The organism is Psychrobacter sp. MF31 (assembly GCF_012847335.1).
Lineage (GTDB): Bacteria > Pseudomonadota > Gammaproteobacteria > Pseudomonadales > Moraxellaceae > Psychrobacter.
Map to the genome: position 1 here is coordinate 64,816 of NZ_JABBDX010000003.1, position 13,161 is coordinate 77,976.

Below are 13,161 nucleotides of genomic sequence, written 5' to 3' on the forward strand. Positions count from 1 at the left end.
TCACCACCTATCTTACCGATTTATAGCCGTTTGGACAGCTTACCGTCATAATTTTGCGATAAAAGGCAATTTTCTAAAGATTATTTTCTTAACCTATCAGCTTTTGCCAATGAGCCTCAATTTTTTAAGATAAGCAATTGATACCTTTAGCAATCCTTAAGTGAATTAACGCCTTGCTTTTTTAGGATTTTTTCCCATTAAAAGCAAATTATGCTAAAATATGCCGCCTATATTTTTGATTGTGGCAAGATTTTGCCTTGCCGGTTAGCCATTGGATGCCAATATGAGTGTTTCCGTCTTTGACCCTCGTCAACATGTTCCTGCTGTCCCTGAAGCGGCGGTCGTGCCTGCAAGTCATGCCAAACCCAAAAAGGTGTTTGTCACCACCCAAGGCTGTCAGATGAACGTTTATGATTCGGGCAAAATGCTCGATGTTCTTGGCGACTCGCACGGCATGGAGATGACCGACAACATTGATGAAGCCGACGTTTTATTGATGAACACCTGCTCTATCCGCGAAAAAGCGCAAGAAAAAGTGTTTTCAGAATTGGGTCGCTGGCGAAAACTGAAAGAAAAACGCCCTGATTTGGTTATTGGCGTTGGCGGCTGCGTGGCGTCCCAAGAAGGCGACAATATCCAAAAACGTGCGCCCTATGTCGATATGGTTTTTGGACCACAAACCTTACACCGCTTGCCTGAGCTTTATAATAAATCACAAGAGCAGCAAGACATCGCGCCAAAAAACCGCATCGGTACGATTGACGTATCATTCCCAAGCATTGAAAAGTTTGACTTTTTACCTGAGCCGCGCGTTGAGGGCTTTAAAGCGTTTGTTTCCATCATGGAAGGCTGCTCAAAATATTGCTCATTTTGCGTCGTGCCCTACACTCGCGGTGAAGAATTGTCGCGACCGCTTGATGATGTCTTAGCCGAAATTGACTCCCTTGCCGCTCAAGGTATCCGCGAAATTAATTTATTAGGTCAAAACGTCAACGGCTATCGCGGCGAAAAAGACGACGGCAGCATTTGCCGATTTGCTGAGCTTTTACACTACGTTTCGCACATCGATGGCGTTGAGCGCATCCGCTTTACCACCAGCCACCCGCTTGAATTTACCGATGACATTATCGACGCTTACGCTAAATTGCCAGAACTGGTCTCGCATTTGCATTTGCCGGTTCAAAGCGGCTCAAACGCGATTTTGGCAGCGATGAAGCGCAACCATACCATTGACGTTTATATCAACCAAATTAATAAACTCAAAGCCATTCGCCCTGATTTGTATTTATCAAGCGACTTTATTATCGGCTTTCCGGGGGAAACGGATGCCGATTTTGAAGATACGTTAAACCTTGCTAAAGCTTTGGATTTTGACCATTCCTACAGCTTTATTTATTCCAAACGTCCCGGAACGCCTGCCGCTGAATTGCCGGATGATGTTAGCTTTGCCACCAAAAAAGCGCGCTTAGCGACGTTTCAAAAGGTGATTGTGGACTCAACCCTTGCCAAAACTCATGAGATGGTCGGCAAAAGCGTTCGCGTGTTGGTTGAGCAAATTGCCGACCGCCATCCAGATTGCCTCATTGGTACGGCGGACAATACGCGAACGGTAATGTTCCCGTACGCCGAGGACGAAATGGAAAGCTTACTTGGCAAAATCGTCAGCGTTCGCGTCACCGATTTTGTCAGCCCGCATATGGTCAAAGGTGAAATTGAAGAAGTTTTAGCTTAAATTTTGCTTTAAATTTACCTTTAAAAAGTCGTCAAATTAAAAAAGCCGCTCTAAATTAGAACGGCTTTTTTGTTATAAAAATTAATTACAAATTAATCCGCCAACCAATTGGTTTTGCGCAATTCACACTTCACCGCTTTTCGGCGGCGACGGGTCAATTGCGCCGGATTTTCTTTATCATGAACACCGCCTTTTTTAAGCAAAGGATTTTGCGCGATGGCGTTTCTTGCTTTGATCTGCAAAGGTAAATTTTGTTGCTCAAGTTGACGGGCAAGCTTGAGCGATTGCTTTAGGCTCATGATGCCTCCTTTTATACATTTATTATTGTTATATTGATACTAGCCCTTCACGCACATGACTTGCTTGAGCGTGTGGACGACTTCCACCAAATCGGCTTGGTTTGCCATCACCTCGTCGATGTCTTTATAAGCGCCGGGGATTTCGTCAATCACGCCTTTGTCTTTTCGGCACTCAACGCCTGCGGTTTGCTTAGCAAGCTCATCGACGCTAAACACGCGCGCCGCTTTGCTTCGGCTCATTTTGCGCCCTGCCCCATGCGAGCACGAACAAAACGACTCGCTGTTGCCAAGACCGCGAACGATAAAGGACTTTGCGCCCATTGAACCTGGGATAATTCCAAGCTCACCAGCGTTGGCGCTAATCGCCCCTTTTCGAGTGACAAATACCTGCTCACCAAAATGCAGCTCTTCATTGACATAATTATGATGGCAATTAATCGCCTCTTTAGTCGGCACAAATGGCGGCAAGCCTGCTTTTGGCGAACTAATTGCTTTTAGCACCAACGCCATCATCTCGCGGCGATTGGCTAGCGCGTAATCTTGCGCCCAATCGACCGCCTCGACATAATCGGCAAAGCTATTTGAACCCTCAGCAAAATAGGACAAATCGCGGTCAGGAACGTGACCAAATCGCGACTGCTGCTCTTTTTTTGCCAAATTAATAAAATAGCGCCCGATGGCGTTACCAATCCCGCGACTTCCTGAATGCAGCATCACCCAAACGTCTTGGTTTTCATCCAAACAAAGCTCAATAAAGTGGTTGCCACTACCCAGCGTCCCAAGCTGCCGCGCCCAAGTTTGATCAAAGTTTTTGACCATTTTAAGTAGTCCGGCATGCTTATCGGTAATTGGCTTTAAGCGTTTGCCAAGCGGGTCAAGGGTCGACATTTTGGCTTTGATTTGCTTATGAAAGTCAAAGCCAACCGGAACGGCGCTTTCAATGGCAAGTCGTAGCGGCTTTAAGTTTTCGGGCAAGTCAAATGCTTTTAAGGACAAGCGCACCGCGTTCATTCCGCAGCCAATATCCACGCCAACTGCCGCCGGAATAATCGCCGATTTGGTCGGAATCACGCTACCGACAGTCGCGCCAATGCCCAAATGAACGTCCGGCATTACCGCGATATGCGAGTGGATAAAGTCCAGCTTTGAGAGCGCAAAAAGCTGATTCATCGCGCCTTGCTCGACGTCTTTGGTAAAGATTTTCACCGGAACGCCTTGCTTGCCGGACTCATTTAAAATAAGTTGAATACTCATTGATTCAAATTTCCATTATACGATGGGTCAAAAGTTGCTTATTAAACTTTAGTGTCATTAACCGTTTAAATGCCATTGATTACAGGCTACTTATTAAAAAACGATTAATAGTTAAGCAAAAAAAGACCACAAAAAATCCTGGCTATTGCGACAGCAATAAACCAACGCAACATCGTCTTGGAATTGAAAAAATCAGTTGGAAAAGAAAATAAGCAAGCAATTAAAATAAGCTTGGACTTATTATTTTGCGAACCCAAATCCTAGTGAGTTCTCCAACATGATTGTAATCAACAACGATGACAATTCTACGGGCGTTAATTGCGGCATTTTGAGTCCTCCTTAGGTTGGGCTAATTTGAAAAACTAGCGGGGTAAAAGATAGCTTTGCTAAATTAAAAGATATTTAGCAAAATGGATGAACAATTATAAGGCATTTCAATCACTTAAGCAATGATTATTTAGATTTAGGTTTTAAATTTCCTAAAGTCGCTCAACTGGTATCAATTTTTTTTGCTTGCTGTTCATTTCATTCACAGAGGCGGCAAAAAATTCATCCCAGCATCGCTGTATTATTGTTAGGCATAAAAACAATGATTTAAAAAATATTTCCGGCAACCTCAACCAATAACGCCGCCGCAATCAGCATAAAAATTACGCCGCAGCCGCGATTGAGCCAAAGCAGCCGCTCGCCGACATCAAGCCAGCCCGACAGCTTTTTGCCGCCGCTGGTGTAAATCAGCTGCCAAATGGTTTCACTGACAAACAGCCCGATGGTCAGCACAATATACTGCGACCAAAGTGGCGCTTTAAAATTGATAAACTTAGGGAAAAAGGCAGCAAAAAATAAAATGGCTTTGGGATTGGATAGCGCCACCCAAACGCCCGTTTTAAATAAGGTTCTTGGCGGCGGGGCTTGGCTTACAGCAGCAGCGGAAACGCTTTTGGCAACCGGCTCAAAATTGCCCTCGCTATTCACCGCTTCTTCCAACGCTTGGGCATCTCCAGTAAGGCTTGAGGGCGTCGTATCCCGCCAAGCTGAAATTCCAAGATAAAGTAAATAAATACCGCCAACCGCTTTAATCAGTAGCAAAATCCAAGGCGACTGGCGACTGATGACATCCAGCCCTAAAAGTGTGGCGACCAGTAATATAAATAGCCCAACGCTCAATCCTGCCAGCGTCCAAAGCGTTTTTTTCACGCCGTAATTGAGACCATATTGAAAGGCAAGCAGCATATTGGGACCCGGCGTGGCAGAAATCAAAAACGTACTGGCAAAAAACGCCAAAAACCACTGCCAAGACATCACGCGCCCCTATTTTTTTATGGTTAAAAATCTATAACCACTGCCAATCAGCAATCAGCTATAAGATGAAAAATTGATAAAAAAGCAAACACCGCCATAAAGACGGTGTTTATTCTATTAAAGCATAATTTATCACTAAAATAACAGTCAAAAATCAGATTATTTTTAACGTGAAAATCTGTGATTAAGCGCTTAAGCCCTCAAGCAGCTTTTGCAAAAAGATATCGCAGCGCTTGATTTGACTGATTTCAACAAACTCGTCCGGCTTATGCGCTTGCTCAATACTGCCGGGACCACAAATGATGGTTGGGATGCCAGCGTTAGTAAATTGACCGCCTTCGGTGGCATAAGCCACTTTATGGCGCTGATCATCATCAACAAGCGCGGCAATAAGGTCTTGCAATGCTTTGCTGTCGCGGTCGGTCATCGCCGGAACGCCTTCTTCTTGAAGCAATTCAATCTTGGTTTCAGGGGCGCGATCTTGCATTTGCTTGCTAAGCTCAGCAATTTTATTTTGAATAGGAATGACGATATCGTCTTGGGACATGTGCGGCAAATTGCGATAATCAAAGGTAAATTCGCAAAAATTGGGGACGATGTTGGTTGCCGTTCCGCCTGAAATCGTGCCGACGGATAAGGTGGCAAACGGGACGTCAAACACTTCATCAATATCATCACGCGATTTTAAATCTTCTGCCAAATCATCGACAAAGGCGACTAATCGGCTGGCATAGCTGATGGCATTCACGCCCCGATTGGTCAAAGACGAATGCGCCGATTTGCCATGGACTCGGCAGCGATAAACGGCAATGCCTTTATGAGCGGTGACCATTTTCATGTTGGTTGGCTCACCAACGATACAATAATCGGGCTGAATTCCGCGAGCTTTTAAATCGGCTAAAATCAGCGGCGCGCCCAAACAGCCTACCTCTTCATCAAAAGACAATGCCAAATGCAGCGGTTTTTTGAGTTTTCCTTGATTGGATAAGTCGACCGCTTTTGGCAAAAGGGTCAGCAAACAAGCAATAAAGCCTTTCATATCGCAAGCACCGCGACCAAACAGCTTGCCGTCTTTAACCACCGCGTTAAAGGGCTGTGATGACCAGTTTTGACCATCCACAGGGACGACGTCGGTATGACCTGACAGCACGATGCCGCCTGAAACAATATCTTGCTGCATCCCTGCCTTTACCGTGACAAACAAGTTGGCTTTGTCTTTTTGATCATTAAAGCTAAGCGTGGTATCCAGCCCAAGCGCTTGGCAGTAGCCTTGAACGTCATGAATCAGCGCAAGGTTTGAATGTCGGCTGACGGTATCAAAACCAATCAAGCGCCCAAGCCAATCAAGGCTATCTGAGGGATAATCGCTAACATGCGCTTTTGACAACATGGTGCTGTGATTACTTACCGTTAACGTCATGATGACTCCTTAACTTAACATCAAGATCAAGCCTTAAAATACGCCGTTAGTTTTAAACCATGGCATCCCATCAACTGCGCTGCTTGGCAACGGCTTGTTTTTGCAGGGCTTTGACCTCTGCCACTAGCGCCTCAACCGGACCTTCGACCGGAACGTTTTGCGCAACGTCATTGATGGCAAGACTGTTGAGCGGTGAGCCGGAAGTTGCGCCAAACTCGTCCAGCCACTCATCAAGCTGAGCCATTGAGCTGATATAAACGATGCGACCAAGCCCCGCCCAAGCATGAGCGGCCGAGCACATCGCGCAGTGCTCCCCTGAGGTGAACACCACGGCGTCTTTACGCTCAGCTGCCGACATATTTTCCGCCGCCCATCGTGCCACGGCAATCTCGGGATGATAGGTTGGATTTTTTGATTGGGCGCGGTTACGATCTTCTCGAAGTACGCGACCCTCAGCGCTGACAAGGACGCTGCCAAACGGCTCATCGCCTGCTTCAAGTGCCTCGCGAGCAAGCTCAACACAGCGGCGCAAATGGTTCATGTCGTCATCGGTTAACTGGGGCGTTTGGACAGTATTCTTTTCTTGAACGTGGCTGCTCATCATGACTTCCTTTTTTGGTTATTGTTTTGAGTTTTGGTGGTTGTTTTGAGTCGCAAAATCTTACTCTACCATGAAACTTATCCAATAACCTATCATGACGTTATAAGTAGCGCTTAAGACGGTCGTTGTTGGTTCATCAGGTCACTCACTGGCGGTATGGCTTTAGCAACGTTCAATTCCGCCTCGCGCTCTTTTGCCGTTTTGGCGTCCATAGCAAGCCCTGCAATTAATGACAACTCTTTCACCGCTTTGCGTTTTCGGGTGGCAAGGCTTACCGGAACCATCCGCGCAAATTCAAACAACTGCAAATACGACTCCTCGCCGCCCTCAAAATCATCCTCATCTTCCAAGCGAATCGCGCCAATTTTTGCCAAATCGGACAGCATCTCATTTTCATCGGCACTGATTCGGCAATCACTGACCCCAAAGCCGGTCATAAAGCCATTTGACCATTGTTTTAACGCCAAAATGCGCTCAAGCAAATCGTGCTCATCATCGGGAACGAGTGGGGAGAACGCATAAGCCTCATCTTGGTCTTTTAATTGAAAAACGGTATCTTCTGCCTCCTCAGTTAGCAAAGTAAGCGCCGCCTCTGGCAATGGCGCAAAGCTTAACTCCTCAAGCACCTGCGCCCAAACCGCCTCATCAGGCGCATGGCAAACTGTCATCAGCCCCGTCATTAAGCCATGAAGCTCGCTAATACTCACATCGCTCCAATCTTCAATCGCTATCTGCCAATCATTCCAGCCAGAAATGTTATCATTCATCTTAATGTACCCTTACTTAGTAAATAAATATCAAATTTGCAAAAGCTTTATTCTATAATGCCAAAATCAAGCCAAACCGTCGGCAACTTTTTCTTGCAACAAAAATAAGCCATCGTCAGCAAATTGTCGCCACCATATAGCTATTATGTGGTCACCTATGGCATTATTAAACAGCCGCTCAACCTGATTCACTTGCCGTGGCATTCTAATCTTAATCGCGCCTTACCAAAAGCCGTTTGGCTTGGCTGCGGCAACTGCTTTTTATCTTCCTTTTTTATTCAAGGTCACAATTCATGATGTATGACAAACTGCAAACGCTCGAGACTCTCATTTTAAAATTAAAGCAGCAGCACACTCAACAAAACGATGAGTTGGCGCGGCTTAAACAAAAACCCGTTGCCAACCCAAAAGAGCTGACTGCCCTTAAAAATCAGCTCAACAACGGCATGGCTGAATTAAACGGCTATAAAAAACGGCTCGATGAATTAAACAAGCGTTATCAAAGCCTGGCTGAAGCGCACCGAATGCTAGGCGGCGAGCAAGATAGCTTGCAAAAACAACTGGCGACCATGCAAGAGCATAACCAAAAGCTTGAAACCGAAAACCAAGCGTTAACCCAAAAATGTGAGGCGCTGTCTCAACAAAACAGCGAGCTGCAAGAAAAAAATCGCCTCGCCGCTGAGCGCACCCAAGTGGTACTCAACCGCTTAACTATCATTGATCAAGCTGACGCCTGATCGCTGCATTGTTAACGTATTTAGTTAGCTTATTTCGCGTTTCACTTTATGACTGATTTACTTTAGGACTCATTATGACCGACCCACTCAACCAAAATGTAGAACAAAAAGACAGCACCGAGCAGCCGCAGCTTAAAAAAGTCGATATCATGATTGCCGGCGTTCGCTATAGCGTGATGTGCCCGATTCATGAAGAAGAGGACTTACGCTCTGCTGTGTACTACATCAATAACTTTGCCATGGACATCAAAAATAGCGCACCCAATATCAGTCAAGAAAACTTGCTGGTCTTATCGTGCTTAAACTTATTTGAAAAAATCAGCCATCAAGAAAAATCTGCCAATCATGCCAAAAACAGCAATCAGCAGTCCGAAAACTTGCTGAATAAACTCATTGACGATGCCGAATCGATGCTTCAAAACACGGATAATAAAGCAAAATAATATCAGTTATGGTTGATAGGTTTTGCCGGCATGATAGTCGGATTGGTGCTCATAATTGCAAAAAAATAGCGGCGTCGCACTATGGTCTGTTGGCTCCAAAACGCCGCGATACTCTGCCAATTGGTTATGACAAAAATTGCACTCGCGCGGGGTGATGACATCGCCTTTTTTTGGCATCAAACTTTGCGGCGGCTTTGGGTACATAAACTTAAAAAAGCCCCACATTGCCGCAAATGTGATTACCATCACTAAAATGACCGCGCCCATGACTTGCTCCTTTTATAAAAACTGTTGCCGACTCACACTTATCTTAACCAAAAAACTGGCATAAAAAGCCAGTTTTTTGACGTACTTTGCTAAAATAAACTGTTAAATTTGCAGCTCACTAATGTCCGCCACGGTTAAAAACAGCGCTCGAACTTGCTTTAATAGCGCTAAGCGGTTGTTTTTTAGCTGATCATCATCACTATTAACCATCACGTGATCAAAAAACGCGGTCAACGGCGTATCAAGGCTGGCAAGCGTCTGCAAAATCGCGGTGTAGTCGGCAGTTTCTAGCAGTGGTGCTACCGATTGCTTCGCTTGGTTTACGGCGGCAAACAGCGATTTTTCAGCCGCTTCGGTTAACAAGGCTTCATTAACGCTATCGTTTACCGAAGTTTCCGATTTTGCCAAGATGTTTGCCACGCGTTTGTTTGAATCGGCTAATCGCAAGGCTTGCGGCAACTGGCTGAAAGCTTGAACGGCGCGGATACGTTGGTCAAAATCAAGCGGCATGTGCGGATTGATCGCTTGAACGGCTTGGATCGTTTCGACATTGACGCCTTGCTCGGTGTACATCGCCCGATAGCGTGAGTTTAAAAACGCCATGACTTGAGTAAAGGTGTCGCCCATAGTTGGCATAAGCGCAGGGTTGCTTTGCGCATAATTTTTAATGGCTTGCTCAACCAAGGCAACCAAATTAATTGGCAACTGCTTTTCAATCAAAATGCGCAAAATACCAATGGCGGCTCGGCGAAGGCTAAACGGGTCTTTTGACCCTGTTGGCGCTTGATTGATCGCAAAAATCCCAACCAACGTGTCAATGCGATCAGCTAATGCCAAGCTAATCCCAACCGGCGTTTTTGGCAGCGCATCGCCGCTAAACTTAGGTAAATATTGCTCTTCAATACTAGCTGCAACTGCTTCGGTTTCGCCATTTAAGCGCGCGTAATACGTGCCAGCAATACCTTGCAATTCTGGAAACTCGCCCACCAACGTACTTGCCAAATCTGCTTTAGCAAGCATCGCCGCGCGAACGGTATCGTCAATGCTGATCTCAAGACCTTGCTCTTGCAATAAGTTGGCAATGAACGCCGCAAGCTTTGCCACGCGCTCAGATTTATCCCAAATCGTTCCCAATTGCTCTTGAAAAATGCGCGATTTTAAGCTTCCTGTCAGAGTAACTAAAGGCTGCTTTTGGTCTTGTAAAAAGAAGAACTCCGCATCCGCCAAGCGTGGTCGAACGACTTTTTCGTTGCCCTTGATAATTTGGCGCGGGTCTTTAGATTCAATATTGGTAATAAAAATAAAATACGGCTGCAATTTGCCATCACTATCGGTCAAGCAAAAATACTTTTGGTCGGCTTGCATGGTGGAAATGAGCGCCTCTTGCGGCACTTGCAAAAAGCGCGGCTCAAAGCTTGCGCGAAGGGCGATGGGGAAATCAACCAGCGCGGTCACTTCATCAAGCAAATCTTGCGGAATGATCGGTTCTGCACCAACCTCAGTCGCGAGCGCTTTAACTTGGTTGTAAATCCGCGATTGGCGTTTGTCAAAATCAGCAATGACTTTGGCAGTTTCAAGAACGTTTTCATACTCATTGGCATGATTAATTTCAAGCGCGTCTGGCGAATGAAAGCGATGACCTAGCGTTCGGCTTCCAGTCTCCCAGCCTTGGTCGGTCATTTGTCCTGAGGTGAGCCCTTGAATGGTCGCCGGAATAATAGCGTCATCTTGCATAAGCACGAGCCATTTTACTGGTCTGACGAACTCGTCTTTGTTCGCGCCTGAGCGCATGCGTTTGGCAATCGGCAAATTATCCAGAGCCGTTTGAAAAATATTTGGCAAAAGCTCAGTGGTTGCCTGACCGTGAACGGTTTGCTCAAAGCCCACGTAATCGCCTTTATCGGTATGAATGGTGATTAAATCGCTTGCCTCAATCCCCAAACCTTTAGCAAATCCTATGGCTGCTCGCGTTGGGTTACCCTCATTATCAAATGCCGCTTTTATCGCAGGACCACGTTTTTGCTCAGTTCGGTCGGGCTGTTTATCACTTACGCCAAAGATTTGTAGCGCAAGACGGCGCGGCGCAGCAAATGATTTAACTTCATCAAAAGCGATATTGGCGGCGGTTAATTGCTCAGTGACGCTGTTTGCTAGCGCATCACGAAGGGTTTTTAGGCTTTTTGGTGGCAGCTCTTCACACCCCAATTCAAATAAAATGGTACTCATGGGCTGCTCCTAGTTACTTACTTTTTGATTGGTTTTGGTTTTGACATTGTTTTCTTGAGCGCTACTTTCTTTATCGCTGCTGTCGTCTTCTTTTGGCAAGTACTTATTTAAAGCCTCTTGGCGATGAGCATCATCTGCTAACGGAAAGCCCAATTTCGCTCGAGCTTTCACATAGCCAGTTGCTACTTTTCGCGACAGCGTCCGAACCCGCAAAATAAAGCGCTGACGCTCGGTGACCGAAATGGCGCCGCGAGCATCAAGGAGGTTAAACGCGTGCGAGGCTTTAAGCACCATTTCATACGCTGGCAATGGCAACTCTTTATTGACCAAGCTGTCCGCTTGCGCCTCATAAAAATCAAACAGCTCAAACATTTTGGCAATATCGGCATGCTCAAAGTTATAAGTCGATTGCTCAACCTCATTTTGATGGAACACATCGCCGTAGGTGACCCGACCAAACTCGCCATCCGCCCAAACCAAATCGTAAACACTGTCCACGCCTTGAACATACATTGCCAAGCGCTCAAGACCGTAAGTGATCTCACCGGTGACAGGGAAGCACTCAAGACCGCCGACCTGCTGAAAATAGGTAAACTGGGTCACCTCCATGCCGTTGAGCCAAATCTCCCAACCAAGCCCCCAAGCGCCAAGCGTTGGCGACTCCCAGTTGTCCTCAACAAAGCGGATATCATGAACCAATGGATCAATGCCAATCGCCGCAAGCGATCCTAAATACAGCTCTTGAATGTTTGGCGGATTGGGCTTTAGCACCACTTGGAACTGATAATAATGCTGCAAGCGGTTGGGGTTATTGCCATATCTGCCATCCGTTGGTCGGCGCGATGGCTGAACGTAAGCGGCGTTCCAGCGCTCGGGACCTAGCGCCCGCAAAAACGTTGCCGTATGAAACGTTCCTGCCCCCACTTCCAAATCGTAAGGCTGAAGCACCACGCAGCCTTTTTGCGCCCAATAATTTTGCAGCGTTAGAATTAAATCTTGAAAGCTCAAGGGCGATGCTGTTTTTGATGCGATGTCTGATGCCATGTTTTGGGATGTCATAAAAACGCCATTGTGAATAAAAAACCAATAAAAAATCAACCAACCGATCAGCTTGCCAAAAAGCTTTTGATCAACCTCAAAGAGCTTACCAAACCAATCTGATTGTCCAAGCTCACCTTACTAAAAATCGCGCCAATTTTCCATATTTGCGGCTATTTCACGCCAAAAAACTTTTAGCAGAACCATCCGCCATGAAAAAAGCAAAAAAAATACCCAGATGCGTAAACATCTGGGCAGGAGGAAAAGAGTATTGCGGTCATCCTGTTGCATCAGGCTTTTTGTTTTTTATTTCTTATTTTTTTAGCTTAAAACTGCTATTTTTTATTTTTATAATTTAACTAATCAGTCATTTCACTGACTAATAACGATTGTCCTGATAGCGATCTTGGTAGGAATCTGCCGAAGCGTTTGGCATCACAATCCAAAGGATGATATAAATTAAAATTCCTGGAACTGCCACGCTCATGGAAGACACCACCACAAACAAAATACGAACCCACATCGGCGACCAACCGAAATATTCTGCAATCCCGCCCATAACGCCTGCTATTAAGCGATTGTTCCTTGAGCGATGAAGTTTTACTAACTTTGCCAATGCTGCCGTCCTTTTAATCTCAACTTATTAATTTCGATTCAATTGTCATCAACTTAATTACCACCAATTAACGCTTATAAAATTACGGTCTTAAAAATAACTTGTTTATTAACTGTGGTTAATTGCTTAATCAACTTAAGACTTAGTATAACAAGCAATTGACGATTAACTGTTGATGCTCTAGGAGTAGTTTGTGAGTTTATGCTACATAAACTTGCATTAACCTGTCATTTTTGTTGGTAACTTCCTGATTTTACAATGATATTTCAAAATGTTTCAGAATCGGCTTTGTTGCGCTGATATTTCTTAATTATTTTTTGTCGAGTTATAAAAAATAGTGATTCTCATTTAAAGTAAAATCTTTGACTAAAGCTAAAGTGGTGATTGATGACATTTTGCTATCAAAGCTCGCCCCTCAATTACAATATGCCACCTGCAAGCGCTCAACAAGCGTTTTAC

General features: G+C 45.3%; 14 protein-coding genes. 4 read left to right on the forward strand and 10 right to left on the reverse strand.

The genetic code is table 11. From position 1 onward, the window contains the following. The first annotated feature begins 283 nt into the window (after positions 1-283). A complete protein-coding gene (gene miaB, locus HF322_RS05320) occupies positions 284-1,732 on the forward strand; it encodes a tRNA (N6-isopentenyl adenosine(37)-C2)-methylthiotransferase MiaB (protein WP_169392379.1) in 1,449 nt (482 codons plus the stop codon). A gap of 92 nt (positions 1,733-1,824) precedes the next feature. On the opposite strand, the gene HF322_RS05325 is transcribed toward miaB, so the two are convergent. The 6 genes from HF322_RS05325 to HF322_RS05350 form a co-directional block, all read right to left on the reverse strand. Then, complete coding sequence (locus tag HF322_RS05325) at positions 1,825-2,031, reverse strand: hypothetical protein (protein ID WP_169392380.1); 207 nt, start codon at positions 2,029-2,031, stop codon at positions 1,825-1,827. Between the two features lie 39 nt (positions 2,032-2,070). Continuing rightward, on the reverse strand, positions 2,071-3,285 hold the full coding sequence (locus HF322_RS05330; RefSeq protein ID WP_169392381.1) for an RtcB family protein: 1,215 nt from the start codon (positions 3,283-3,285) through the stop codon (positions 2,071-2,073). 594 nt (positions 3,286-3,879) lie between these two features. Further along, positions 3,880-4,587 carry a LysE family translocator gene (locus HF322_RS05335; protein WP_169392382.1) on the reverse strand — a complete coding sequence of 236 codons (708 nt, stop codon included), beginning with the start codon at positions 4,585-4,587 and terminating at the stop codon, positions 3,880-3,882. A 184-nt stretch (positions 4,588-4,771) separates the two neighbouring features. Further along, a complete protein-coding gene (gene argE / locus HF322_RS05340) occupies positions 4,772-6,007 on the reverse strand; it encodes an acetylornithine deacetylase (RefSeq protein WP_169392383.1) in 1,236 nt (411 codons plus the stop codon). Between the two features lie 70 nt (positions 6,008-6,077). Beyond that, positions 6,078-6,608 (reverse strand): nucleoside deaminase, encoded by a 531-nt coding sequence (locus HF322_RS05345; protein WP_169392384.1) that lies wholly within the window; start codon positions 6,606-6,608, stop codon positions 6,078-6,080. A gap of 113 nt (positions 6,609-6,721) precedes the next feature. Then, positions 6,722-7,375 (reverse strand): UPF0149 family protein, encoded by a 654-nt coding sequence (locus HF322_RS05350; protein WP_169392385.1) that lies wholly within the window; start codon positions 7,373-7,375, stop codon positions 6,722-6,724. A 123-nt stretch (positions 7,376-7,498) separates the two neighbouring features. Between HF322_RS05350 and HF322_RS05355 the strand changes: the two genes are divergently transcribed. The 3 genes from HF322_RS05355 to HF322_RS05365 all read left to right on the forward strand — a co-directional run bounded on the left by HF322_RS05355 (position 7,499) and on the right by HF322_RS05365 (position 8,555). Then, complete coding sequence (locus tag HF322_RS05355; protein ID WP_169392386.1) at positions 7,499-7,672, forward strand: hypothetical protein; 174 nt, start codon at positions 7,499-7,501, stop codon at positions 7,670-7,672. After that, positions 7,669-8,112 carry a hypothetical protein gene (locus tag HF322_RS05360; protein WP_223193182.1) on the forward strand — a complete coding sequence of 148 codons (444 nt, stop codon included), beginning with the start codon at positions 7,669-7,671 and terminating at the stop codon, positions 8,110-8,112. The genes HF322_RS05355 and HF322_RS05360 overlap by 4 nt, the downstream gene beginning before the upstream one ends. A 74-nt stretch (positions 8,113-8,186) precedes the next feature. Further along, positions 8,187-8,555: a cell division protein ZapA gene (locus tag HF322_RS05365; RefSeq protein WP_169392387.1), complete on the forward strand. Its 369-nt coding sequence runs from the start codon at positions 8,187-8,189 to the stop codon at positions 8,553-8,555. Positions 8,556-8,561: 6 nt separating this feature from the next. On the opposite strand, the gene HF322_RS05370 is transcribed toward HF322_RS05365, so the two are convergent. The 4 genes from HF322_RS05370 to HF322_RS05385 form a co-directional block, all read right to left on the reverse strand. After that, entirely contained in the window at positions 8,562-8,822 is a 261-nt protein-coding gene (locus HF322_RS05370; RefSeq protein ID WP_223193183.1) for a hypothetical protein, read from the reverse strand. Positions 8,823-8,924: 102 nt separating this feature from the next. Further along, on the reverse strand, positions 8,925-11,048 hold the full coding sequence (gene glyS / locus HF322_RS05375; RefSeq protein ID WP_169392388.1) for a glycine--tRNA ligase subunit beta: 2,124 nt from the start codon (positions 11,046-11,048) through the stop codon (positions 8,925-8,927). Positions 11,049-11,057: 9 nt separating this feature from the next. Then, positions 11,058-12,107 (reverse strand): glycine--tRNA ligase subunit alpha, encoded by a 1,050-nt coding sequence (gene glyQ, locus HF322_RS05380; protein WP_223193184.1) that lies wholly within the window; start codon positions 12,105-12,107, stop codon positions 11,058-11,060. 358 nt (positions 12,108-12,465) lie between these two features. Continuing rightward, a complete protein-coding gene (locus HF322_RS05385; RefSeq protein WP_169392389.1) occupies positions 12,466-12,702 on the reverse strand; it encodes a PspC domain-containing protein in 237 nt (78 codons plus the stop codon). Positions 12,703-13,161 lie beyond the last annotated feature (459 nt).